Consider the following 23,520-nt stretch of genomic DNA (forward strand, 5'->3'; position numbering starts at 1 on the left):
AAAAGCAAGTAAATATAAAATTGTTTGATGACTTGTTGTAGCACGTTACAGTTGAAAAATATTGTTTTTATATGGTTATGGAGCAGTGATTTTGTCAAAAAATATGCTAACTTAACTTCATGCGTTTAATGATTAATAAATCTATGAAAAATATTTATATTATTGGATTATTGTGGGCTTGTTCTGGTTTAGCTGTGGCAGAAACGGCTACTCAACAGCCAGCCGAACAACCCGTTCGGACTGCAAGTAATCCTAATGCTATACGTATTGTTACGCGTCCTGAAATTATGGGATTATGGGGAATGGAAATTCCAAATAATAAGAAATGTGTGGAATATTATAACTTCCGCAGTAGTAATGATGTAGTGATCAAAAGTGGCCAAGAATGGTCATACGGCTTATATGAATATCAACCATCTGATGACCCTAAAGAACAGTTAGCTGCTTTAGTGATGCAAATTAAATTTGATAATAATAAAGTAGATTGTTCAGGTCAGAAACAAGATCAAACAGGTGATGTTTCTCAGTATTTTGTACAGTGGAAAAATGACCATACTATCAACTTCTGTTCAACTGCTAAGGGTGAGCAGTGTTTTGCGACTTTACGTAGAGTCCTACCATAAAGTAATGGATATAAAAAAGCCTCTTACGTATAAGAGGCTTTTTTATTATGCAGTTTCAGCTTTCTTCTTTTCTTCCAATTGCTTTAACAAGTGCTTTTCAAGGTAATGGATGTCCATTGCTTGAGAACAGAAGCTCTTATCTTGCAAAATGAGATCTTTATGTAGAGGAATATTAGTTTTAATTCCTGTAAGGATCATTTCATCTAAGGCTTGACGCATACGAGCAAGTGATGTTTCACGGTCTTTACCATGAGAAATCAATTTAGCAATCATAGAGTCATAGTAAGGTGGAATGCTATATTCTGGGTAGATATGAGAATCTAAACGAATACCAGCACCGCCTGGCGCATAGAAACTTTCAATTTTACCTGGTGAAGGTAAGAAAGTTGTTGGATCTTCAGCATTGATACGACATTCGATTGCGTGACCATTAACTTTGATGTCTTCTTGTTGAAGCTCTAGTCCTAGGCCGCCTGCAATACGTAATTGTTGCTCAATAATATCAACACCAGTAACCATTTCAGTAACAGGGTGTTCTACCTGAACACGAGTGTTCATTTCGATAAAGAAGAATTCACCATCTTCAAATAGAAATTCAAACGTACCAGCGCCACGATATTGCATTAACTGACATGCATGAACACATGCTTCTAAGATATCAGCTCGAGCTTGCTCTGGTAGATTTGGTGCAGGTGCTTCTTCTAACACTTTTTGGTGACGACGTTGTAATGAACAGTCGCGGTCATATAAATGGATCGCATGGCCATTACCATCACCAAGAACTTGCACTTCAACATGGCGAGGTTTCTGTAGGAAGCGTTCCATGTAAACGGTATCATCACCAAACCACATCTCTGCATCGCGCTGAGCTGCTTGAACTGATTCAAGTAGTGTATCTACACGCTCAACAATACGCATACCGCGTCCACCGCCACCAGATGCCGCTTTAACAATAAGCGGGAAACCGATTTCTTTAGCTTCTGCAAGGGCATTGTGGATGGTTACAGCATGGTCACAACCAGGTACAGTAGGTACACCAGCTTTTTTCATGGCAACAATCGCAGAAACTTTGTTCCCCATAAGGCGAATGTGTTCTGGACGTGGACCAATAAAAGTAAAACCTGAACTTTCTACAATTTCAGCAAATTCAGCATTTTCTGAAAGAAAACCATAGCCAGGATGAATAGCATCGGCACCGGTAATTTCTGCAGCAGTAATAATTGCCGGGATGTTTAAATAGCTATCACTACTTGCACCGGGACCAATACATACTGCTTCATCAACAAAACGTAAATGCATCAAGTCTTTATCGGCATCTGAATAGATACCAACAGTCTTGATTCCTAATGTTTTGCAAGCCCGGGTAATTCGTAAAGCGATTTCACCACGGTTTGCAATTAAAACTTTTTGCAACATAGACGTCCCCGAGGTAATTACGCGCGATAACGGAATAAAGGTTGACCGAATTGGATTACATCGCCATTTTTCACTAAAATTTCTTCAACCACGCCACTTTGAGTTGCTTCAATTGGGTTCATGATTTTCATTGCTTCAATAATACCCAAAGTTTCACCAGCAGATACAGTTTGACCTACTTTAACAAATGGTGCTTCGCCTGGGCTTGGGGCAGCGTAGAACACGCCAACCATTGGAGAGGTTTCAACTGCTCCACGTGGTGTTTTTGCTACTGGTGCTGCTGCAACAGGAGCTGCCGGAAGTGCTACACCAGCCGCAGCAACGACTGGACTACGGCGAGTTAAAGCGATTGATTGATCACCTTCTTTAACTTCAATCGCTTGCAAGTCAGACTCAATCATTAAATCGATGAGTTTCTTAATTTTGCGGATATCCATGGGCGACTATTCCTAAACTAGTTTGGGTTAGATGGTTGAATTTTTTCAATAGCGTAATCGAGTGCAAAACTATAACCTTTTGCACCAAGACCACAGATCACGCCAATTGCTTTATCGGATAAATATGAATGATGTCTAAATGCTTCTCTTGCATGGACATTCGACAAATGTACTTCAATAAATGGAATGGCAACGCCGAGTAGGGCATCACGTAGAGCAACGGAAGTATGGGTGAGGGCCGCAGGATTAATAATAATAAGTTTTACGCCTTCGGTTTGTGCCTGATGAATACGGTCAACAATGGCACCTTCCCAATTGCTTTGAAAAGTATCTAATGTAATTGATGCGTTTTGAGCTTGGATAACGAGTTGTTGGTTAATATCACCTAAGGTAAGATGACCATATACTTCTGGTTCGCGTTTTCCCAGCAAATTCAAATTCGGTCCATGAATCACCAAAATGGTCGAACTCATTCAGATTGCTCCAGCTCTAAAGTTGCAAATATTCTTTGCAAGATGTCTGCAAAGTTTGCTTATTATGGCATATGTTTCTACAATTTTTTTATAATTTGTTTTAATTGTCGCAGAAAGGGTATACCAAATTCGGCTTATATATTGTAAATTTTGCGATGATTTAGCAATGTTAAAAAATGACAAAATTTCAAGTAATTTAATGAAGCTCATTTTAAACTGAATTGACAAAAACAGTTCATGTATTTTGTGTAACGGCTGTAGAATTCTCTCCAATTACAAGTAGCTCATTCCATCGAGTTAGATAGTTTTTTGAACGATGACATTGTTTCATATGCCAAGATGGACTACGGGAATGATAACCGACTTGTAGATAATGACTGCCGAAGCGATTACGAACTGTACTTAGGGTTTTCATGAGTTGTTGTCTTTGCTGAATCAACTCAAGAGGTTGCCATAAGTCATCAATGTGATGTTGACGGGCGTGCAAACCACAAAATAAGACTCCAATCTTAATGTACTTTTTATTTTCTTTATATAAAACATCAATTTGTTGCATGGCTGCTTTAGTTAATATGCATAGGTCATCTGTTGCATACGTTAAACCTATCGCTTGAGATGATGCTTTTTTATAAGGTGGTTTATCTGTTTTTTCATAAAGCATGACTTGAATACAGGCACACAGCTGTTCTTGTTTCATTAAACGCCGGTGAGCACGATTGAGATGAAAGATAAGCGCTTGTTTAATAATCTCAATGCTGGATAAAGCTTGAGCGAAACTTCGTGATGCTAAAATTCGTTTTGTTAAGATGGCAGGATCATCAAGTTGGATGCAGGATTGGCCTTTTAGCTCACGAATAGTACGTGCCATAACCACAGAGAAAGCTTTTGCGAGATGGTTTTCATTGGCAAAAGTTAAGTCTAGGCATGAATAAATTTCATAGCTTCGTAATTGTTTGACCAATTGGTAGCCAATTCCCCACACTTCTTTGACGGAAGTTTGTTGCATGAGGTCTTCAAGCAGTAGGGGATCTAAGGTAGTGAAATTACAAATTCCATTAAAGCTTTTAATTTTTTTAGCATAGTGATTGGCTAACTTGGCCTGAGTTTTGGAATATCCGATGCCAATACAGCAAGGTAAGCTTAACCATTTTTCTAGGGTTTCTACTGCTTTGGCACAATGAGAATGAATATCTAGAGATTGAAGATAAGGGGTTAAACGGATAAAGCATTCATCAATAGAATAAGCTTCTAAATCATCGGGTGAGAAGAATTCACCTAAAACCGAAAAAAAGCGACGAGACATCTCAGCATATAAAGTGTAATTACTTGAATAGACGTGTACGCCTGCTTGGAGAGCTTCTTCTTCAATTTGGTACCATGGGATTGCCATCTTTATACCCATGTTTTTTGCTTCTTCACTGCGTGATACAACACATCCATCGTTATTAGAAAGCACGACAACGGGCACGCCAATAAGTTTGGGGTCAAATAGTCGCTCACAACTGACATAACAGTTATTAATGTCTACAAGCGCGTAAATTTCGCGGTGTGAGATGTCCATTCTGACTTGCCCCATTAAAAATATTGGTAAAACTACATAATTTTGAATATGTAACAAAATCAAGTTAACAAAATTTCTAGTGGAAAGCTAGGGGAGTTCCGACAGCCGGCTTTTAGCCTACAAAGGAACGAAGATAAAACTTTATTTTTTTAATAAAAAAAGGAGATCGCGCTGATCTCCTTTTTTGTGAATCCTTCTATGTTAGCTTTGATTACCACTTATGACTATAAGTCACTTTAAGTGTTGCACCATTTGCCACCAAATGGCTAGTGTTATCATTTGTTCTTAATAATTGGCTATAAAGAGGATAGTATTTACGGTTAAACATATTCTCTAAACCAATTGTCACAGTGTCTTTTTTGTTAAGCGCAAAGCTACTGATTAAATCTGCTGTTGTATATGTTTTTACATCGTAGCGACCAAAACCATTTACACCATTTAAGCGATAATCTTCTGAACCGAAGTAAGTTGCTTGTAGGCGGTTCGTCCAAGTTTCTGTTGGACTATAAGAAACGTAAGCTGTGAGTTTTAATGGGGGAATACGGAAACCTGTCATGTCTTGTTCAGAACCGTTTTGAGGTTTTTCACGGCCTTTCATCCAAGTAACGCTACCACCAGTTCCCCAAACATTTGCATCGTCAAGATAGTCAAAAGTTGCCTCTACACCAGTGACTTTTTCTTTGGTTCTAGCCAGTACTAAACCATTGTTAAAAGACTGCACAGCACCAAGGTCAGAAGTTGAGTGGAATACAGCTAAACTTGATGAGAAGTTATTGAAGTTTCCTTTCCAGCCGAGTTCATAGTTATCTACTTTTACAGGCTCTAAGAATGATGACCCAAGGTTAAAACCTTCACCAGCATTACGGATAATCAAACCAACATCAGGTAACTGGAAACCTTGGTTAAACGATGCATAGATTGAGTTTTGATCATTTGGAGAGAAAGTCACATTAGCATTGTATAACCATGCATCAGCTTTCACTTTTCCGCCCGGAACAGTGTAAGGGTTAGTCTTGCCTAATTGTGATAATGGAACAAAGCTATCAATTTGGGCGTAGCTGTCTTCATAGCGTGTACCAGCTTCTGCTGACCATTGGTCATTAAAGCGGTGTTTTAACTGTACAAAACCACCAACACTTTGCGTGGTAAGTTCGGGTAAATAAATGAGCTTGCCAGTTTTTACAAATTCTAGACCACCTGATTGATCATAAATTTTTGGGTCGAAAATATCTAAAGGCATTTCGCTTTTTTCATGACTGAAGTCACCACCCCAAACCAATGAGGTATCGCCTAAAAACTCAAGCGGTGTGGTCACAGTTAAGCGGCTACCGAGTACATTATTTTCTTGATAAATCTGGTCGATTTGTTTGCCGCGGTTTGCATTGCCACGAGCATCAAACGGTGAAAAACGGGTAAAGAAGTCACGGTAATAAATTTGAGCATCAACTTTATTACCAAAAAAGTCTTTATGGTTATAGGTCAAATTGTAGATCTGGTTTTCGTTTTTATTTTGGTCTTTGAGCTTTAGCCCTTTAATGGCTTTGGCTGGGACAGTTCCTGCTGGAGCTTTTTTTACACTTGGGTCAGATGCATAGTCTGAGTCTTGCTCTGCATTATAATAATTTGCAGCAAACTGTAGATATTGGTTGTCATCAATGTGATAACCCAGCTTACTACCGATGCTATATCCATTTGAGTCGTAAAGGTCGCCCTGACTTGGTTCAGGTGCAACACGGTCACCACTTGCATCGTATGGGCTACCAATACGTTGATAACCAAAGTCGAGCGCATAGTCAAAAGCGTTAAAACTGCCCGTGAAATATTGGTGAATATCGCCACTTAAAGCATTAGAACGCAGATTTGTAAGTGGTGTTTGTAGGCCAACGACCGTTTTAGCCGTAGGCTCACCGCCGGCAGCTTTTGTAGTAATTGAAATAATACCGCCCGCTGCGCCGCCACCATAAATTGCGTTACTACCACGAATCACTTCAATGTTGGCAATACTTTCAGGGTCAATGGCTGAAAGTCCTCTCGCTGTATCACGTGTAAGGTTCATAGGAACGCCATCGACTAAGATAAGCGCATTACGGCCACGTAAAGTTTGACCATAATCGGTAATGGTTCGGCTTGAGTCCGATAGGCCCGGTACGGCTTTGGCTAAAACAGTCGCAATGTTTCCAGACGATCCATTTTTCAAAAGCTCAATTTGTTTTTCATCTAACTTGGTGACTTGTTTGGCAGAGGTAGAGAGTTCATCTGCACGTGTAGCTGCAATAGTAATGGTAGGAAGGGCTTCAGGCTTTTTTTCTGTTTCTGTGGTATCAGAAGTTGAAGCTGCAAATGCTGAGTTTGAAAGAATAATGGCTCCACCAAGTGAAAGAAGTGGAATGATATTTTTAACTTCAGATTTCCTCGTTAAAAGCTTATTACTTTTCTTATTTCCCATTGTCTCGCCCTGAGAGTGATTTTAAATTGACCGAATTATAAATGAGAATCATTGTAATTAACAATATTATTAATTGCTTTAAAATAATATATTTGAAATTTATTCAATGAATTAGGGGAATAGGCTTTTATTCCCCTAAAAGATGTGAGCAGTTATGAAATGCTCTTAAAGGTATTTAGATGGTTTTGATGGGCACGGCGTATAATGCTGCGGTCATCCCCGAGTACAAAAAGCTGAACGGATTGTTGTTTCCACGCTGCAATATCTTCAGGTTGTCGAGGAATAGCACAGAAATACTTTTGACTATTTTTAGTCTTTAAATACATCTCTTGAACTTTTTCTTTCACTTTTGGATGGCTAGTTTGCCACGGCATTCCCATCGATTGAGAAAGGTCGGCAGCACCTTCAAGAATAATATCAATACCTTCTACTTTTAAAATTTCATCTAGTTGTTGTAGTCCTTCTAAGCTTTCAATCATAGCAATGACAACCGTTTCGTTTGCTGCATGTTGAACAAAACTCGCTAAATCATCCATGCCGTATCGATTTAACCTTGTCGAGTTGAGTCCTCTTTGCCCAAGCGGCATATAGTGGCAATAGTTCACCGCCTGTTGAGCCTGCTCCGCATTTTCAATACGCGGAAACACAATGCCCGTTACCCCTGCATCGAACAGAGGTAGAACTAAATGGTTCGCGTTTAACGGCACTCTTACAAACACATCAAGAGGCATGGCTCTAGCAGCTAAAATCATGGTCTCGACTTGAGACGTACTAAATAAAGTATGTTCCAAGTCGATAATAATAAAGTCATAGCCCGCAAGTGCTAGTTGCTCGACATTAATTGGCGAAGCTACGGAACAAAAGATTCCGTAGAGCGTCTCGCCATTTGCTATTCGTTTCTTAAAAGAAATCGAATGCTTATTCATATTCAATTTCCTTAATAAGGCTGAGCGGGTTTGGTGTAGTTTGTACTCTTAAGCGAATTTCCGGAAGGAAACGGCGGCTTGCGAGTTGTTCAATATCAATGGTGTCATCTGTAAAGTTAAACAATTCATATCGTTCGCTAAACTCTGGATGAGCTTCTTTATGCTGATTGATGATGGTTCTTAACATGGTCCAGAATTTGATTTCATCGAAGTCATAATGTTCATTTAAGAAAATTGCTAACTCAGCCAGATTTACAAACCACAGCGCATCTTGAGTAAAGTCTCTTAACTCATTTGGAGAGTGGGTTTCTAAGAATGAGTTCGGGTTAATTTTGGCATGTTCTTTTGGCGCATCTTGCAAGTTAGGTAAAAGCTCTGGCTCACGTAAAAGATGACGACTAAAACGGATTCCATCGTGGAAATCTTTCAAGGCCGCTTTAACTGGTAAGCCATTTTTATGAATCAGTACCATGTTTTGCGCATGTGATTCTAAAGCGAGACCGTGGCACCACAAAATATGCATGATTGGTAGATAAGCATTGGTGAGTAATTTTTCTAACCAGAACTCGATACCATACTCTTGAATCCACTCATCAATGAGAGGTTTTTGGTCAATATCGAGTTGCATCAAACCTGTTACTGGCGTGGCCGATTCACCTTCTTTTAAGTAGCTGTAAATACTTTCGCGCCAAATGCAGGCGAGTGCGCCGTATTGAACAGGTAGCGCAATCGGCTGGTTAACTGAAAGACCGCCAATCTCTCTTAAAATAACTGGCTTACGCTGTTTCTCTAAAATATGGTCCTGCTCAACAATGTTATACAACCAGTCACTCATTTTTGCCGCATTTTGAACGGTATGCGGTGCCAATACACGAGAGGTTGAAGTATTGACCAAGTTCATTGCCAACTTGAGAGAAAGCGCCGAAATATCACTAATATTCGACAAGGTTCGAATCGACTGCTGTGGTAAGTAAGTTGGACCTTCAATATCTAACGGAATGATCAGTTGGTTGCTGATTGCATCTTGATAATATAATTCAATAATTTTATCCCACTGCCATGGGTGAATTGGGGTAAGAATATAATCTTTAAAATCTACATGTTGCTCTTTCAATTGATTGTTAATGGCTTGTAGATCTTTTTCTGAAAAATGCTGTTTATAAAGCTGTTCTAAGTTAATGGTTTCACTTAAAACCAGTTTGCATAAACTATTATGAGTTGCCGCCCATTGGACTGTAAAACCTTCAGAAAGCTCGGGTGCATATTTTTGGTTTTCTTTTAAATCGAAGCCGATACGAGATTTAAAACTTGGGTGATATAAATGGGCGTTGGTGATGCGTGCCTCTTGTTCTAGGTACGGCAAAGTTCTTAAAGGTTGAGCAGGGGCTTGGCTCAAAGTCTGCGCATGTTTAACGTAAGTTAAATTGAGTTCATCATTAAAGTTTTGCCATTTAACTGGGTCTGCTTCAATAATATTTTTGAGGTCAGCAAGTAGCGTTTTTAAGTTAGGGCGAGTTTCAGCGTCTAACGTAATATTAGAACGGATTAAGCTTGAAGGATCTAACTTAATTCGTTTAAAACTAAAGTGTCGTTTAGCCGCACAAGTATAGAAAACAGTATCGGAAATATAGAACTTGATCTGACCTTTAGAAAACTCGTATTTAAAAGTATTTTCAAAAATAAGCGCTTCTAGTAATTGGCCCATCACGCGATTTTCTGCGAGGGTTTTATAATTGGTTTGTTGTGTTGGTTGAAGAGGGCAAAGCGCTTCTGCGCCGCGATATTTATAAATAGGGTTTTCAACTTCAATCCAGATTGGATTGCCACCACTGTGGTAAAGCGTATTTAACATATTTGCCTTGATTGGTAATGTGAGTGAATGAATTAATAAGTCGCGGTACTGCTTGCCTTTGGCAGTAAAGTTTTCTTGTGTGAGGGTAAGACGGGTGGCTTGCCAAAGTTCAAATTCTTCAATGGCCGTAACTCGCGAAATTGCGCTGATGAGATGAGCAATATGGTTGATTAAGAGGTAATATTTTAAAAAGGTCCAAGCATCTTTTTGAGAGAACCAGACAGTACTATCTTCAGAAATAGATGAGTCGTCTTCTATCATTTCTGGAACAATGCTAATGCCTTCCATATCTCGAAGAATAAGGCGATGTGGATAGCCGTTTTTAAATTCCATTAGACTGTTTTGCATATGCGCTTCTACGCTAATACCTTTGTTTGCAAACAATTCAACTAATGGAATAAGCGAAACTTTAACGTACTGTTTCCACCAGAAAGTAATGAAGTCTTTCGCATCGGTCGATTGTAAGTTTTGATTCGGTGCAGCTTGCTGAATAAAGCTTAAAAGCGGGATTTCATGGTTTTCGTTTTCTTCAACCAAGCCACCGAGCATTCGGGTATTTTCTAATACCTCTGGCGTAAGCCCCGCTCTATAAATAATGCCAAATGAACTTTCAAGCTCTGGGATTTTGACTGTTTTTGCCTCTAACTCCGGCAGAATTACAAGGTCAGGATATTGCTCATTAATCTTGTGATTAATAATAATTTTGCTCGCATCAATCGCGCGTTCCATCTCATCCATTGGGTTATTACGAATGAAACTGGTAATTCGCACATCAATAGAGAGTTTTAAGAATAGGTTCGATTGAGGTAACCACACGGTGCGAACGGATGAGGTTGGCCATACGGTTTGACCTAAAGCTCCCAGATAGATCACGTCTTGGCTGTTTAAATGTTTCTTTAAAGATGAATGTTGAAGTAAGAAATTAGCTTGCCAAGGGTGGGTTGGCATGAGCTCATAGTTTGTGAAGTTCTCTTGCAAATGCTCTTTTGCCGTTTCTAAAACTTCATTTTCAATATGGTGAGAAGGTTCGGTCTCACTTACAAGTTTTTGGATTAGAGAAGAATGAACCGCAAAGTAATGGAGTTGGAAACTTGCGCCTAACTCAGGACTATACTTTTTCATGTCTTCTTTAGAGAAACCTAAATTGGCTTTAGAGGTCACATGAAAAGGGTGTCCATATAGCATGCCTTGTTCGGTTGCTTGAAAACTGCTTAACGCTTTAGTTGCTGATTGGGAAGGCTTATTTTCTAAAAAGAATTTTGTATTCTCGATACTATTGGCAATATCGGAATACAGATTCTTATTTTGGTTATTATCTTTAAATAGACTATTCAGCTCATCTGTAATGAGCTTCACTAATTTTTTAGGGTGGATGAGTGAGTTAAATGTATTGTCGTTTAAATTTTGCAGAACAAAACCACGCTGATATCGATGATAACCAGTGGTCGATAAGTGCTGAACTGCGCCATAAACAATCGTGTTAGATGAATTAAACGTATAAGCAAAATACAGTGTGTTTGGTTGCTCTGCATACAATGTGAATAAAGGAGAGTCTTGAGATGGAATAATGTGTTCTTCAAGATTCACTTTGAGTTCACGAAAGAAAGTATTCAGGTACTGTTCGAAAAGTTTATAAGACCATGCATCTGTTGTAATAATTGAGTTCATTCTTGTGCCTCTTCTAAAATTGTATCCATTAAGAATCTGTTCAAAATCACCACTAATCCCGCACCGATAAAAAATAGTGAAGTGCAGATTAGTGCAGCGGTAATATTGAAAAATGAGTAGGTGAGCGTGATGGTGATTGGGCCAATAAGTTGTCCTAAGACAAAGGCACTATTAGAAATACCAATCACTTTTCCTTGGCTTTGAGCGCCAGCTTTTAGAGAAATGGTGTGTAAGATCGAAGGAATCAGGGCTGCAAAGCAAAAGCCTTGTATGAGTCGTAATACAAGAACTAGCCAAATATTCGAAACCCAGATCAATGCGAAAATCGTGATGCCGCAAATTAAAGATGCGTAAATGAAGTTATTAAAAGAATCTCCTTTATCATCATTTCTTTTTCCCCAATAGGTTGCAGCAATAAAGGCTGCTCCCCATGAAAGCGCATGAATGGTTCCCGTTAAACTCGCAGCAGATAACGATGAATGAGTACTTTGGCTTATTTCACTAATGTATAAAACGAAGCAGGACACCAAACCAAAGCCGCCCGCTTGAACCAAAATGCCAGCGCTTAACCATGAAAAAATCGTTCTATCAAAGAAAGCTGGAAGCTTAGATTTCTCTTTAGTTTTTGAAGCCTCGGTTTTAACGGGATTGGTTAATACAAATGACGCGATCACAATGAGTGTCATCACAACAAAAGCTGTCGCGTTAAGTAATACTTCAACCCGCCATTGATCCATAAATATCCCGCCGAGTACGGGACCACATAGGCAAGCGAGTGCAACACTACTTTGCAGTTGTCCAAAAGCGGCGCCTCGTTCTTGCTCATTCGAGAGATATGAAACATAAGCATTTAAAATGACTGAGAGACCGCAAAAACCGAGTAAAATTCGCGCGAAAATAAATAGGTATAAATGCTGGGCGCTTGCCATGAGCAGTATTGAAATACAGAAGCCAGCCAGAGACAGTAACAAGGCTTTTTTATGGCCAAATGTGTCGGATAGATGACCCACAATTGGTGCTGTAAATAAACTGCCAATAGCTGGAGCCGCGAGTGCCAAACCTGCCCAGATAGTGGGAGCACTCATATGCGCCGTCAGTTTTTCCATATAAAGCGGCATGATCGGAATCAGCACCATGAGCCCAAAAGTGGAAAAAAACTGACAGAGCAAAATAATGAAATGATCTAGGCGAGATGAGCGCATGATTTAGATATCCATGGTCTCATAGCTAGAAACAGATAAGCTGTGATAAGGGTTTGGCGTGGTTCCGATTTTACTTGGCATGCCTGTTGAGTCGCTTTCTTGCGCAAGTAAAGGCGTAAGTAGCTGTTTAAATGGCCAAGTCTTATTGTCAAAAAGATAAGTTTGAATTTGCGATTTTGTTTGTTCTGAAATGGGTTGGGTTTCTACAAAATCTTGAATAATGTCTTGAACCATCTCCCAAAAATCGCTTTCTGTACGATCCGTATATTTCAAAGCAGCTAAAGCAATCGGGTAGAGGTTAATTTGAATCCCTAAGGTAATGAAGTAGTTAAATAAGTCTTCATTTTGAGTAAAGATAAGATTGTTTGGCGTGCTGGTATCAATGGTATAAACCGGAGGTGTAAAACCATTTTGTTCAATGGCTGTCGTACATATTCTTAAGGTATCGTGGTCACGTAAAACAAAGCATTTCAACTTATTATTTTCATAACACACCATGGTGTTTTGCCCGTGGCATTCAGGCATGATTCCTTTTGCCCAAAGTGTTAAGAATGTTTGAATAAAATGAACACTTAAGTCTTTTAGTAATGACCATTTGTCACCTTCAACGCCTAAAGTTTCCCAAGGGTCAACATATGTACAGCTTAAAGCTGACATAGTGATTGGGGTGACGTTTTTGTCTCGGCAAAAATCAGGTAAATGTCGGACTTGGCAACCGATTACACCTAAATTTTTTACAATCGGCTCTCGCTTACCCAGTACCCACCAGTGGGTTTCATTGCTCAAAAAGAGGCGATTTTTTAATAAAGAAGTTTCATTAATAACGTCATTTAAAAAATCATAAGCCGTATGTCCATTCATTAAATAACGGCCTGGCATAGAGCGGATTGCACCTAATGTTTTGGCATTGGTCGAGAGTTTTAAATGCAGAGTAGGGTTTGTGTTGTGAATAAGCGTTCTTAAAGAAGAAGTCGGTAAACCAATTGTGGTGACATGATTTAGGTCAATACCTTCATACTTATTTTCATCAAGCTTTAAATAGCGATGTTGAGTCTCTAACAAAGGCAGGGCTAAGTAATCATCTGAAAGCTCAGCCATTTTGTTAGTAATAAGACTTTCCTCAACTTCTGATAACAAAAGCTCTTTGTGAGGAACAGATTCCATATTATTGATCACATCATCTTTCTTAAAAGCCCACCAATACACCTCAATTTCTTTTTGAGTTGTGAGTGATGCAAGTTCACCTTTTGAGTGAGCGAATGGATGAAATGGACGATCAGCGACCAGTGATAGCAACTCGCTTTTGATTAAAGGTGAAGAAAATGAAAGGGCTGACTGTAAAATTTGAGGAATTTTTTCAGCCGTTACTAAGTTATCTAGCCAGTAATTAATCGCTTTTTGATGGTGTGGTGAAGGCCACCAAGTTGCTTGGGTTAAATAGTTAAAAACTTCAGAAATCGAAATTTTAGTTGTCGTATTGTTTAAGAGGTTATGAAGCAAAACTTCGGGTTGGGTAACATAGAAAGGATTTACACCATCTACTTTTAAACAGTTGAAATAGAGCTCCAACTCATCATTGAGAGTAATTGCCAGATAAGGCTTTTTATAGGAAATATGATCTTTAAAATCTCCATAATTCTCCATGTAGAGTGCATCTATCGTTTTTTGTAGTTGTGCTGTGTAAATCCGATCTAACATTTTATTTATTCCTATTCTTATAAAAGCGGTAGAACCGTGCCAACATTTTGTTCTTGTGCGGCATTGAAGAACCACTTAGCGCAGACAATGTCATCAATCGCCATGCCCATTGGGTTGAGCAAAATGATTTCATCTTCGTGTTCGCGGCCGTTTTTATGACCAATAATGATGTCGCCAAGTTCAGCATGTAGTTTTTCACGGCTGAATAAGCCATCTTCAACCAGCACATTGATGACTTTCTTTTCTCGGTTTGATTGGTCCCAATCATCCACAATTACTTTGTCCACTTTTAAGAAGACTTCTGGCTCAATGTCCATAATTGAAATGTTTGAAACAAAGCATCCTTTTTTAAGCCACTCAAATGGAATGTAAGGCTTATCTGAGACTGTGCAGGTAATGAGGACATCAGCTTGCTGAATCGCAGACTTAGGGCTGTCATGAATTTCAATTTCTATATGCGGATATTCCGATAAGAACAACGCTTTGAGTTTCTCAGCCGCTTCAGGGTTCACATCAAATAAATGGATTTTTTTCACTTGAGCGTATTGTTCAAGTACCGTCTTAATCTGCATTTGCGCAATTGGTCCACAGCCAATCACGGTAATGTCAGAAAAGTCTTTTTTCGCTAAATACTTAATCGAAACGCCCGTAATTGCAGCAGTTCGCATGGCACTGATTAAGCTGCCTTCCATTACTGCAACCGGATAGTTTGTTTCTGAGTCATTTAAAACAATCAGCGCGCTAGCACGTGGAATATTGAATTTTTTAGGGTTATGTTGTCTTGAGCCAATCCATTTGATGCCAGCAATCGGGTCATTGCCGCCTAAATAACAAGGCATTGCGATAATACGGTCAGCAATATGGTCTGCACCTTGCCAGCGAAGGTACGGTTTTAAAGGTTGAACAAACTGTTTATTTGCATGCAGGGTTAAACCTTCAGTAATCGCTTCAATAAATGAATTACTATGATTTGCGCCAAGATTTAATAAATCTGATTGACTTAAATAGCGAAGGGTAGCCAAATTGCTCATGAATATTTCCTAAGGAGAAGGTTAAACAACATTTTGTAAAGTAAGGTTTTCTTGGCGTCGTAAGTTTCGATTGAAGTGACGCTTCTTAATCATTTCGAACCATTCATCTTCATAAACCAGATCGAGATAACGATCGCCGCGATCGGGCAACAGCGTTAAGACGCACGATCCATCAGGAATGGTTGGAATTAGTTTTTTGATGGCTGAAATTGATGAGCCACTTGAACCGCCAGCAAAGATTCCTTCGTGTTCAAGAAGTTCTCTGCAACCGAGTGCCGACTCATAGTCATCTACATAAATGACATCATCAATTTCATCAGGGGAGAGTAGAGCTGGGACAGTGCTTGCTCCAATACCGGGAATTTCGCGTGGACCAGATGTTCCACCGAACAGCACAGAGCCGACAATATCGACAGCGATGACTTTTAATTCTGGGAACTTTTCTTTAAGGCGACGAGACACGCCCATAATCGTGCCGGAGGTACTTGCTCCAATCACGAGGTAATCAATCTTGCGATCAATTTGATTTAGGATTTCTTCTGCTTCACCAAAATAGTGGCTTTTCCAGTTGTTTGGATTGGCATATTGATTAATCCAGACGGCATTTGGCAGTTGTTGGCAGAGCCGTTTTACAGTGTCAATTCGGGTTTTTAAGTAACCGCCGTTTTGGTCTTTTTCAGAGACCATTTCGATATTGGCTTTGTAAAGCTTCAGCATTTGTAGGTTTGCTGAGGCAATTTTGGGGTCAATAACGGCAGTAAATTTTAATCCATATATTTTGCAAGCCATTGCAAGGGCAATCGCTAAGTTTCCTGACGAACTTTCAACAATATGACTATCTTTATGAATTACTCCAGATTTTAAGCCTTCCTGTAGCATGAATAATGCTGGACGGTCTTTAATACTTCCTCCTGGGTTTAACAATTCCATTTTCGCAATCACTGAGATCGATTGATGCGTGAATAGCCTTGATAGTTGTAATAGTGGCGTTTTACCTATGCAGTCGAGAATATTTTTATGGATCATGGTAGATCTTCTCAGGTTTTTATGTGATGTGAATGATAATGATTATTAATTTAATTATTATTACCATTTGTGCCATGATTGTTGCGGTTTGTAACGCAAAATAGGGGGGACTTATAGGATTTTTCACTAATTTTTTTTGTGTAATTATTTGAATCGTAATATTTATATTTTATAAAGTTAGAATTTAATAAATTTTTTAAATATAACTAGATAGGCAATAAATTACTTTTTAGCTAAAAAAATTAATCTAATTAAGACGGATGATTGAAATTACTTTGAAGCAATAAAATTTATGACCTGACCCACATAATTTGTGTATCACTATTTTGTAAAGATGATAGAGAGGTTTAATGCATAAAAAGAGAGGAATATTTGAGTACTTTCTTAACAAGCTGAGAATGATTAACGAAATTGATGATGTGGCAGTTATTGATATGAAAATGTCTGAAAATGATATGTTTAGATAGATATGATCATTTCCATAAGCGCTATATTTTCAATGGATCAGTTGAATATAGTAATGCGTGTTTCGCATTTTGTCTTATGGGTCTTTCAAGCTGTCTTTTTTTATAAAAGACAGCTTTTTTTATGCTGTTTTGACTCTTAGGTTACTTATGAAGAATATCGTTGTTTGGCTTGTTCATGAGCCTCAAGATTAATGCATTGAGCTCCCAAGCTTGTGATTTGTACTTGGTCGATTTGAAGTTCATCCCACTTTTGCATTTGCTCAAGCAGCCAATAAAAGTCTTCTACTTTTGGAAGCGCACTTTCTTTTACTAAATGACGAACAATATCCTGAATCTTAAAATATTTATCGACATGCACTTCTTCTGAGCAACGAAAACGAACAATTTCAAACTCAACCAATAACTTTAAAATTGGAGCAAAGTCTTGGAACTCACTCAATTCTTGTTGGGCTTTCATAATTGCTGCGGTAAGCGCGACTAGTGTTTGTGGATGTTGCTCTGCCCATTCTTGTGTTACGGCTAAAACCTTGTCAGCCACAGGAGGAATAATGTTTTGGCTTGAGCAGATCATTTTACTTAAACCAAGAAGCTCACCTTGGGTATTCCAAGGTTCACCCACACAAAAACCATCAATCACATGTTTATCGAGTGCTTCGACCATATAAGGTGGCGGTAATGTTTTGAGCTGAATAGACTGCGCGATTTTTGGATTTGCTAAAGCCAACCATTCTCTTAAACAATAATGATGAATAGAATGCTTAAACACATGCGCTAACGAAATGGAGTGACCTTGTTCAAGATGGCTTACCACTTTCTGTGCCGTTATTTGAGCTGTATCATTTTCTTTAATTGCAAGTTGATGAGTAAGTTTTTGACTTAAGCTAATGAAAGCACGGTTTTCACTTAAAACGAGTGATGTTTGCAGTGGCGTGCCAATTTGATCTGTGCCTATAGCTGCCGCAGGTAACATTGCAGATAAGCAGTGCGCTGCATCTAATAACCCAAAAGCCAAACGGTCTCGAAGACTTGCCCATGATGCTTCTTTAACTAAAGTGACGTCTAAACCGACTTCTTCAAAGAAACCTCTTTGTTTTGCCCAAAGTAATGCAAGACAATCAAGCAAAGGAATATAGCCGAGTTGTAATTGAGTCTTTTCTAATGTGCTCATTTATTCATCCTTTAGTTGGTTGCCAAGTAATTTTTGAGCGTCAAGTAAACGCCGTGCCATTTCTCCAATCGTAATTCGGTGACTCATCGCATTTTTTCTAAGAAGCTGAAATGCAGTTTCTTCAGGTAGTCCATGCAATTGCATTAGTAGAACTTTAGCTTTTTCAACATCCTTACGGTCAGCAAGTTTGGTTTGAGCTTCTTTTAAATCACCTTCGAGTTTTTTGTGCTTTTTATATTGCTCGATCGAGATTTCTAAAATGGTATGTAAGCGGGCAGGGTCTATGCCATCTACAATATAAGCGGTCACGCCTGCATCGATAGCTTGTTTGATGGTGTCTTTATCTGAATTTTTAGTGAACAGGACAGTAGGTAGATCATAGCTACTGACACAGCTTTCAATAATGTCGCGGTGAGGATGATCCATATCGAGCAAGATTACATCGGCTTGTAAATCTTCAAGACGAAAGATATTCAAGTGATCCAAAGTAAGGCAAGCGACCACTTCAAAGTCATTCTCAAGCAGACTGTTTTTTATATAGTCCGCTCGCGCATGATCATCATCAATAAGAGCTATTTTGAGTTTTGGCATAAGTTCAGAAAATCAGGCTAAGAAAATGCGCCAATTCGACGCGTTTTTTGTTATTGGGTTTTAAGCAAGATTAGTGCCATCCAAAACCACTCAAAAATCAGGATTTAGTGGTAATTTTGGATGCTAAAGAGTTGGTGTGTTCGATCTTGGTGCAAAAATACGGTTCATTTTGTGGCAAAGCTTATTTTTATTTAAACCACATAAATGTGCAGTGATAGAGCAAGCAAAATAAGGTTTGATTCTTTATTTGCCTATTAAAAAATTATATCTATATGAAATTAAATATAAAAGTATTATTGGATTAAATTTTTTTAAATATTGGCATGTAAAGTGCTTACTTAATTACAGGTCGAAGACGACCATGAGTTTTAAAGACGGCCAACGATGTCCGTTCTGATCGAGTTTGTGAGTGCAAACGCACATACAAAGAAGTTACGTTCAGTCGGAGTGAAGGTCATGTCTTTATTTTTATTGCATAAAAAAGTTACATCTGAATTATTTAATTTTTCAGTTCCAGCGATGCGAGCCTTCTCTAAGAGGGGGCTCGCTTTTTTTATTTCTTTTTTTGATTTTGCTGTGCATTGGGTGTCATCAACGAGTGAAAAAAATTGGTTTCAAGCAGCTACATGCCATGTGAGCTTGATACGTTTCTCGATAGAGCACAAAGCAAAAGAACAATGTCTATTTGAGAACGGAATAACGCAGCTTAAAAGCAACGTGATTTGAGGAGAAGCACTATGAAATTGGTAATGATTGGTCATGGTATGGTGGGCCACAAATTCATCGAAGCCATTTTAGAAAAAGCAGATGATGAATTAGAAATCACGATTCTCGCGGAAGAACCTCGTATCGCCTATGACCGCGTGCATTTGACAGAATATTTCTCTGGGAAATCGGCAAAAGATTTATCTTTAGCACGTTTTGACTTTGCTGATGCACATGGCATTGACTTACGTCTTAATACAAAAGCAACTGCAATTGATACAGCTGAGCAAACAGTCACAACCAACCATGGTGATGTGATTAGCTATGACAAATTGGTGTTGGCAACAGGTTCTTATGCATTCGTTCCACCAATTCCGGGTAATGACCGTGAAAACTGTTTTGTTTACCGTACGATCGAAGACTTAGATGCTATTCGTGCAGCGAGTCTCAATGCAAAAACAGGTGTTGTGATTGGTGGTGGTTTACTTGGTCTTGAAGCAGCGAAAGCCTTACGTGACCTAGAGTTGGAAACACATGTTGTTGAATTTGCACCGCGTTTAATGGCAGTTCAAATTGATGACTTGGGTGGTAAAGTTTTACGCCGCAAAATTGAAGATCTTGGCGTAAAAGTTCATACACAAAAAGCGACTCAATCTATTGAATGCGGTGACAGCACAACTCATGTAATGAAATTTGCAGATGGTAGCGAGCTTGAAGCAGATGTGATTTTATTCTCTGCGGGGATTCGTCCGCGTGATGAGCTTGCACGTAATAGTGGACTCGCGATTGGTGAGCGTGGCGGTATCGTCATTAATGATTACTGCCAAACTTCAGATCAAAACATTTATGCCATTGGTGAATGTGCGCTTTGGCAAAACAAGATTTATGGTTTGGTTGCACCAGGTTATGACATGGCGCGTATTGCAGCAAAACATATTTCCGATGAGGAATGTAACTGCTTTGCTGGCGCGGACATGAGCACCAAGTTGAAATTGATGGGTGTGGATGTTGCCTCTGTAGGTGATGCGCATGCCATGACCCCGGGTGCATTAAGCTACTTCTATGCAGATGAGCATGCGCTGGTTTATAAAAAGATTGTTGTAAATGCAGATAAAACCAAATTGCTGGGCGCAGTTTTGGTGGGCGATGCGAAAGAGTACAACGACCTTTTACAAATGATGTTAAATGGTCTGGCTTTACCGGAAGTGCCTGAAAGTTTAATCATGCCAGGTTTTGAACAATCAGCAGGAAAATCTGGTGGTAGCGGTGTAGATTTGCTGCCGGACAGCGCAACAATCTGTTCGTGTAACAACGTATCAAAAGCAGACATTTGCCAAGCGATTAGTGATGGTTCGACCTCTTTAGGTGCATTAAAGAAATGCACCAAAGCAGCAACTGCATGCGGTGGTTGTGCACCATTAGTGACTCAAGTTTTAAAGTCAGAGTTACAACGTCAAGGTGTGACTGTAAATAACCATATCTGTGAACACTTCCCGTACTCGCGTCAAGAGTTGCATCACTTGGTTCGTGTCAATGAAATCAAAACTTTTGATGACTTGATTCACCAACATGGCCATGGTTTGGGTTGTGACATCTGTAAACCGACTGCTGCAAATATCTTAGCTTCTTGTTGGAACGATTTCGTACTTGAGCCAAGTCATGCAGGTCTACAAGATAGTAATGACTACTACTTGGGTAACATTCAAAAAGATGGCTCTTACTCAGTTGTACCACGTATGGCTGGTGGTGAAGTGACTCCAGATGGTTTGATTGCCATTGGTCAAATTGCGAAGAAATATAACCTGTACACCAAAATTACTGGCGGTCAACGCGTTGACATGTTCGGTGCGCAGGTTCACGAGCTTCCATTCATTTGGGAAGAGTTAAATGCTGCTGGTTTCGAGTCTGGTCATGCCTATGGTAAGTCGTTACGTACAGTGAAATCTTGTGTGGGTAGCACATGGTGCCGTTACGGTGTAGACAATTCGGTTGGTTTGGCGATCGAGCTTGAAAACCGCTACAAAGGTTTGCGTTCACCACATAAATTAAAAATGGCTGTGTCTGGTTGTACACGTGAGTGTGCGGAAGCGCAAGGTAAAGATGTAGGCGTGATTGCCACTGAAAAGGGTTGGAACCTTTATGTATGTGGTAACGGTGGTATGAAACCGCGTCATGCCGAGTTACTTGCATCTGACCTTGATAAAGCAACGCTCATCCGTTACATCGACCGTTTCTATATGTTCTACATCCAAACAGCAGACCGTTTACAACGTACCAGTGTATGGCGTGACAACATGGAAGGCGGTCTAGACTACCTTAAATCTGTGATCGTTGAGGACTCTCTTGGTTTGGCTGCCGAGCTTGAGCGCCGTATGGAACACATTATTGGCACATATCAAGACGAATGGCGTACTGCGGTAGAAAATCCTGAAGTTCGTAAACGCTTCCAAACGTATATCAACGCAGGTGCAAATGAGCAGGCTGATCCGCACATTCAATTTACAACTGAACGTGGTCAAATCCGTCCATTAACCGAAGCTGAACGTTCAGAAGACCGTATTCCAATGGTTGAAGCATAAAGGAGAACTTATATGAATATTGTACAAGACAAAAATATGCTTCCTGATGATCAATGGATTGATGTGTGTGCACTCGATGATTTAACCCCAAACACTGGCGCAGGTGCACTAGTGGGTGACCAAGCTGTAGCAATCTTCCGTGTAGGACATGAAAAACGTGTTTACGTGCTGAGTAATAAAGATCCATTTAGCCAAGCGAATGTGATGAGCCGCGGCATTATTGGTGATTTGCAAGGTGAGCGTGTTATTGCATCACCAATCTATAAACAACATTTTAGTTTGGCAACGGGCCGTTGTTTAGAAGATAAAGACCAAAAATTGGCGGTTTACCCGAGCAAAATTGTTGATGGTCGTGTTTGGGTCAATGCGGTGCCGCAAAAAACTTATATTACCAATACAGGTGTGTCTCAAGACAAACTTAAACTGGCATTGATTGGTAATGGTTTAGCAGGAATGCGTTGCCTAGAAGATTTACTTGATATGGCACCAGACCGTTATGAAGTTACGGTGATTGGTGAAGAACCATGGGGTAACTATAACCGTATTATGTTGTCTCCGGTTTTATCGGGTGAAAAAACTATTGAAGATATTATGTTGCATCCACCAAAGTGGTACGACGATAAAGGCATTAAATTTATTGCAGGTGATAAAGCGGTAAAAATTGATCGCCCTCGTAAAGTGGTTTACACCGAAAAAGGCCAGACAGTAGATTATGACCGTTTAATCTTGGCGACAGGTTCGGCTCCGTTTATTCCACCAGTTCAAGGTGTCGACTTAAAAGGTGTCTTAACTTTCCGTGATATCTATGACGTTAACACCATGATTGAGTACTGCGGTTCAAAAACTAATGCAGTCGTGATTGGTGGTGGTTTACTTGGTTTAGAAGCTGCATACGGTTTAAAACAACGCGGTATGAATGTCACAGTATTGCATTTGATGGACCGCATTATGGAACGTCAACTTGATGGTCGTGCGAGTCAGTTATTACGTCATAGTATTGAACAAAAAGGCATTCAAATCATTACCGAAGCCAATACCGAAGCGTTAATTGGTGATGAAAACGGTCATGTGAAACAAATACGCTTGAAAGATGGCACCGTTTTAGAAGCTGACCTTGTGGTATTCGCAGTGGGCATTCGTCCAAATATTGCTTTGGCCCAAAGTGCTGGTCTACGCTGCAATCGAGGTGTGTTGGTGAATGACACCATGCAAACGTTTGATCCAAGTATTTACGCGGTGGGTGAGTGTATTGAACACCGTGGACAGACCTTTGGTTTGGTTGAACCACTGTGGGGGCAAGCTTTTATTTGCGCGACCCATTTGGCTGAACACGGCAGCTTAACCTTTAAAGCACCAACTGTACCGACTCAGTTAAAGGTAAGTGGTGTTGATGTATTCTCGGCGGGCAATTTTGAACCGAAAGATGATTATGAAGACATTATCCTAAACGATGAAAAACGCCAGATTTACAAGCGCATTATCATTCAAAGCGATCGGGTAATCGGTGCAGTACTGTTCGGTGATACTGAAGATGGCATGTGGTATGCAGAGTTAATTGCAGACCAAACACCTGTTTCTTCATTCAGAAATAAGCTGCTATTTGGTCGAGATTTTGCATTAAAAAATGCAGGCTAAATAGGGAAAGGAGCAG

General features: G+C 39.6%; 18 protein-coding genes. 5 read left to right on the forward strand and 13 right to left on the reverse strand.

Features of this window, described 5'->3' with window-relative positions; translation table 11 throughout:
* Window positions 1-119: 119 nt before the first annotated feature.
* Window positions 120-623 (forward strand): hypothetical protein, encoded by a 504-nt coding sequence (locus tag AOLE_RS07200; protein ID WP_004791762.1) that lies wholly within the window; start codon window positions 120-122, stop codon window positions 621-623.
* A 45-nt stretch (window positions 624-668) separates the two neighbouring features.
* Here AOLE_RS07200 and accC read toward each other — a convergent pair whose 3' ends face one another.
* The 11 genes from accC to sbnA all read right to left on the reverse strand — a co-directional run bounded on the left by accC (window position 669) and on the right by sbnA (window position 16,359).
* Complete coding sequence (gene accC / locus AOLE_RS07205) at window positions 669-2,039, reverse strand: acetyl-CoA carboxylase biotin carboxylase subunit (RefSeq protein ID WP_004791764.1); 1,371 nt, start codon at window positions 2,037-2,039, stop codon at window positions 669-671.
* A 17-nt stretch (window positions 2,040-2,056) separates the two neighbouring features.
* Window positions 2,057-2,476 (reverse strand): acetyl-CoA carboxylase biotin carboxyl carrier protein, encoded by a 420-nt coding sequence (locus AOLE_RS07210; RefSeq protein ID WP_004791766.1) that lies wholly within the window; start codon window positions 2,474-2,476, stop codon window positions 2,057-2,059.
* 17 nt (window positions 2,477-2,493) lie between these two features.
* Window positions 2,494-2,949 carry a type II 3-dehydroquinate dehydratase gene (gene aroQ, locus AOLE_RS07215; protein ID WP_004791768.1) on the reverse strand — a complete coding sequence of 152 codons (456 nt, stop codon included), beginning with the start codon at window positions 2,947-2,949 and terminating at the stop codon, window positions 2,494-2,496.
* Between the two features lie 235 nt (window positions 2,950-3,184).
* On the reverse strand, window positions 3,185-4,510 hold the full coding sequence (locus AOLE_RS07220) for a Y-family DNA polymerase (RefSeq protein WP_013197454.1): 1,326 nt from the start codon (window positions 4,508-4,510) through the stop codon (window positions 3,185-3,187).
* A 211-nt stretch (window positions 4,511-4,721) separates the two neighbouring features.
* On the reverse strand, window positions 4,722-6,956 hold the full coding sequence (locus tag AOLE_RS07225) for a TonB-dependent receptor (protein WP_013197455.1): 2,235 nt from the start codon (window positions 6,954-6,956) through the stop codon (window positions 4,722-4,724).
* A 152-nt stretch (window positions 6,957-7,108) separates the two neighbouring features.
* Window positions 7,109-7,882 carry an HpcH/HpaI aldolase family protein gene (locus AOLE_RS07230; RefSeq protein WP_013197456.1) on the reverse strand — a complete coding sequence of 258 codons (774 nt, stop codon included), beginning with the start codon at window positions 7,880-7,882 and terminating at the stop codon, window positions 7,109-7,111.
* Complete coding sequence (locus tag AOLE_RS07235) at window positions 7,875-11,402, reverse strand: IucA/IucC family protein (RefSeq protein WP_013197457.1); 3,528 nt, start codon at window positions 11,400-11,402, stop codon at window positions 7,875-7,877. Before AOLE_RS07235 ends, AOLE_RS07230 begins: the two co-directional genes overlap by 8 nt.
* Window positions 11,399-12,604: an MFS transporter gene (locus tag AOLE_RS07240; protein ID WP_013197458.1), complete on the reverse strand. Its 1,206-nt coding sequence runs from the start codon at window positions 12,602-12,604 to the stop codon at window positions 11,399-11,401. Before AOLE_RS07240 ends, AOLE_RS07235 begins: the two co-directional genes overlap by 4 nt.
* Before the next feature lie 3 nt (window positions 12,605-12,607).
* Window positions 12,608-14,248: an IucA/IucC family protein gene (locus AOLE_RS07245; protein WP_081399295.1), complete on the reverse strand. Its 1,641-nt coding sequence runs from the start codon at window positions 14,246-14,248 to the stop codon at window positions 12,608-12,610.
* A 71-nt stretch (window positions 14,249-14,319) separates the two neighbouring features.
* Window positions 14,320-15,333, reverse strand: coding sequence for a 2,3-diaminopropionate biosynthesis protein SbnB (gene sbnB, locus AOLE_RS07250; protein ID WP_013197460.1), 1,014 nt, complete (start codon window positions 15,331-15,333; stop codon window positions 14,320-14,322).
* Window positions 15,334-15,354: 21 nt separating this feature from the next.
* Window positions 15,355-16,359 carry a 2,3-diaminopropionate biosynthesis protein SbnA gene (sbnA, locus tag AOLE_RS07255; protein ID WP_023274193.1) on the reverse strand — a complete coding sequence of 335 codons (1,005 nt, stop codon included), beginning with the start codon at window positions 16,357-16,359 and terminating at the stop codon, window positions 15,355-15,357.
* A 499-nt stretch (window positions 16,360-16,858) separates the two neighbouring features.
* Here sbnA and AOLE_RS20880 point away from each other — a divergent pair, with 499 nt between their 5' ends.
* Window positions 16,859-16,966 carry a hypothetical protein gene (locus AOLE_RS20880; protein ID WP_404814728.1) on the forward strand — a complete coding sequence of 36 codons (108 nt, stop codon included), beginning with the start codon at window positions 16,859-16,861 and terminating at the stop codon, window positions 16,964-16,966.
* A 5-nt stretch (window positions 16,967-16,971) separates the two neighbouring features.
* On the opposite strand, the gene AOLE_RS07260 is transcribed toward AOLE_RS20880, so the two are convergent.
* Both AOLE_RS07260 and AOLE_RS07265 read right to left on the reverse strand, forming a co-directional pair.
* Window positions 16,972-17,994 (reverse strand): ABC transporter substrate-binding protein, encoded by a 1,023-nt coding sequence (locus AOLE_RS07260; RefSeq protein WP_013197463.1) that lies wholly within the window; start codon window positions 17,992-17,994, stop codon window positions 16,972-16,974.
* Window positions 17,995-18,585 (reverse strand): ANTAR domain-containing response regulator, encoded by a 591-nt coding sequence (locus tag AOLE_RS07265; RefSeq protein WP_005306352.1) that lies wholly within the window; start codon window positions 18,583-18,585, stop codon window positions 17,995-17,997.
* A 384-nt stretch (window positions 18,586-18,969) separates the two neighbouring features.
* Between AOLE_RS07265 and AOLE_RS07270 the strand changes: the two genes are divergently transcribed.
* From AOLE_RS07270 to nirD, 3 genes are read left to right on the forward strand one after another with little or no spacing between them, the layout of a single operon-like run.
* Window positions 18,970-19,311 carry a hypothetical protein gene (locus AOLE_RS07270; RefSeq protein WP_013197464.1) on the forward strand — a complete coding sequence of 114 codons (342 nt, stop codon included), beginning with the start codon at window positions 18,970-18,972 and terminating at the stop codon, window positions 19,309-19,311.
* Window positions 19,312-19,322: 11 nt separating this feature from the next.
* Window positions 19,323-21,869 (forward strand): nitrite reductase large subunit NirB, encoded by a 2,547-nt coding sequence (gene nirB / locus AOLE_RS07275; RefSeq protein WP_013197465.1) that lies wholly within the window; start codon window positions 19,323-19,325, stop codon window positions 21,867-21,869.
* A 12-nt stretch (window positions 21,870-21,881) separates the two neighbouring features.
* Entirely contained in the window at window positions 21,882-23,504 is a 1,623-nt protein-coding gene (gene nirD / locus AOLE_RS07280) for a nitrite reductase small subunit NirD (RefSeq protein ID WP_013197466.1), read from the forward strand.
* Window positions 23,505-23,520 lie beyond the last annotated feature (16 nt).

Source organism: Acinetobacter oleivorans DR1, assembly GCF_000196795.1.
Taxonomy (GTDB): Bacteria; Pseudomonadota; Gammaproteobacteria; order Pseudomonadales; family Moraxellaceae; genus Acinetobacter; species Acinetobacter oleivorans.

What these genes read in the sequence shown, in the direction of transcription:
- AOLE_RS07200 (WP_004791762.1), top strand. Translation starts at nt 120, where the DNA reads ATGCGTTTAATGATTAATAAATCTATGAAAAATATTTATATTATTGGA.
- accC (WP_004791764.1), bottom strand. Translation starts at nt 2,039, where the DNA reads ATGTTGCAAAAAGTTTTAATTGCAAACCGTGGTGAAATCGCTTTACGA.
- AOLE_RS07210 (WP_004791766.1), bottom strand. Translation starts at nt 2,476, where the DNA reads ATGGATATCCGCAAAATTAAGAAACTCATCGATTTAATGATTGAGTCT.
- aroQ (WP_004791768.1), bottom strand. Translation starts at nt 2,949, where the DNA reads ATGAGTTCGACCATTTTGGTGATTCATGGACCGAATTTGAATTTGCTG.
- AOLE_RS07220 (WP_013197454.1), bottom strand. Translation starts at nt 4,510, where the DNA reads ATGGACATCTCACACCGCGAAATTTACGCGCTTGTAGACATTAATAAC.
- AOLE_RS07225 (WP_013197455.1), bottom strand. Translation starts at nt 6,956, where the DNA reads ATGGGAAATAAGAAAAGTAATAAGCTTTTAACGAGGAAATCTGAAGTT.
- AOLE_RS07230 (WP_013197456.1), bottom strand. Translation starts at nt 7,882, where the DNA reads ATGAATAAGCATTCGATTTCTTTTAAGAAACGAATAGCAAATGGCGAG.
- AOLE_RS07235 (WP_013197457.1), bottom strand. Translation starts at nt 11,402, where the DNA reads ATGAACTCAATTATTACAACAGATGCATGGTCTTATAAACTTTTCGAA.
- AOLE_RS07240 (WP_013197458.1), bottom strand. Translation starts at nt 12,604, where the DNA reads ATGCGCTCATCTCGCCTAGATCATTTCATTATTTTGCTCTGTCAGTTT.
- AOLE_RS07245 (WP_081399295.1), bottom strand. Translation starts at nt 14,248, where the DNA reads ATGGAGAATTATGGAGATTTTAAAGATCATATTTCCTATAAAAAGCCT.
- sbnB (WP_013197460.1), bottom strand. Translation starts at nt 15,333, where the DNA reads ATGAGCAATTTGGCTACCCTTCGCTATTTAAGTCAATCAGATTTATTA.
- sbnA (WP_023274193.1), bottom strand. Translation starts at nt 16,359, where the DNA reads ATGATCCATAAAAATATTCTCGACTGCATAGGTAAAACGCCACTATTA.
- AOLE_RS20880 (WP_404814728.1), top strand. Translation starts at nt 16,859, where the DNA reads ATGGATCAGTTGAATATAGTAATGCGTGTTTCGCATTTTGTCTTATGG.
- AOLE_RS07260 (WP_013197463.1), bottom strand. Translation starts at nt 17,994, where the DNA reads ATGAGCACATTAGAAAAGACTCAATTACAACTCGGCTATATTCCTTTG.
- AOLE_RS07265 (WP_005306352.1), bottom strand. Translation starts at nt 18,585, where the DNA reads ATGCCAAAACTCAAAATAGCTCTTATTGATGATGATCATGCGCGAGCG.
- AOLE_RS07270 (WP_013197464.1), top strand. Translation starts at nt 18,970, where the DNA reads ATGTCCGTTCTGATCGAGTTTGTGAGTGCAAACGCACATACAAAGAAG.
- nirB (WP_013197465.1), top strand. Translation starts at nt 19,323, where the DNA reads ATGAAATTGGTAATGATTGGTCATGGTATGGTGGGCCACAAATTCATC.
- nirD (WP_013197466.1), top strand. Translation starts at nt 21,882, where the DNA reads ATGAATATTGTACAAGACAAAAATATGCTTCCTGATGATCAATGGATT.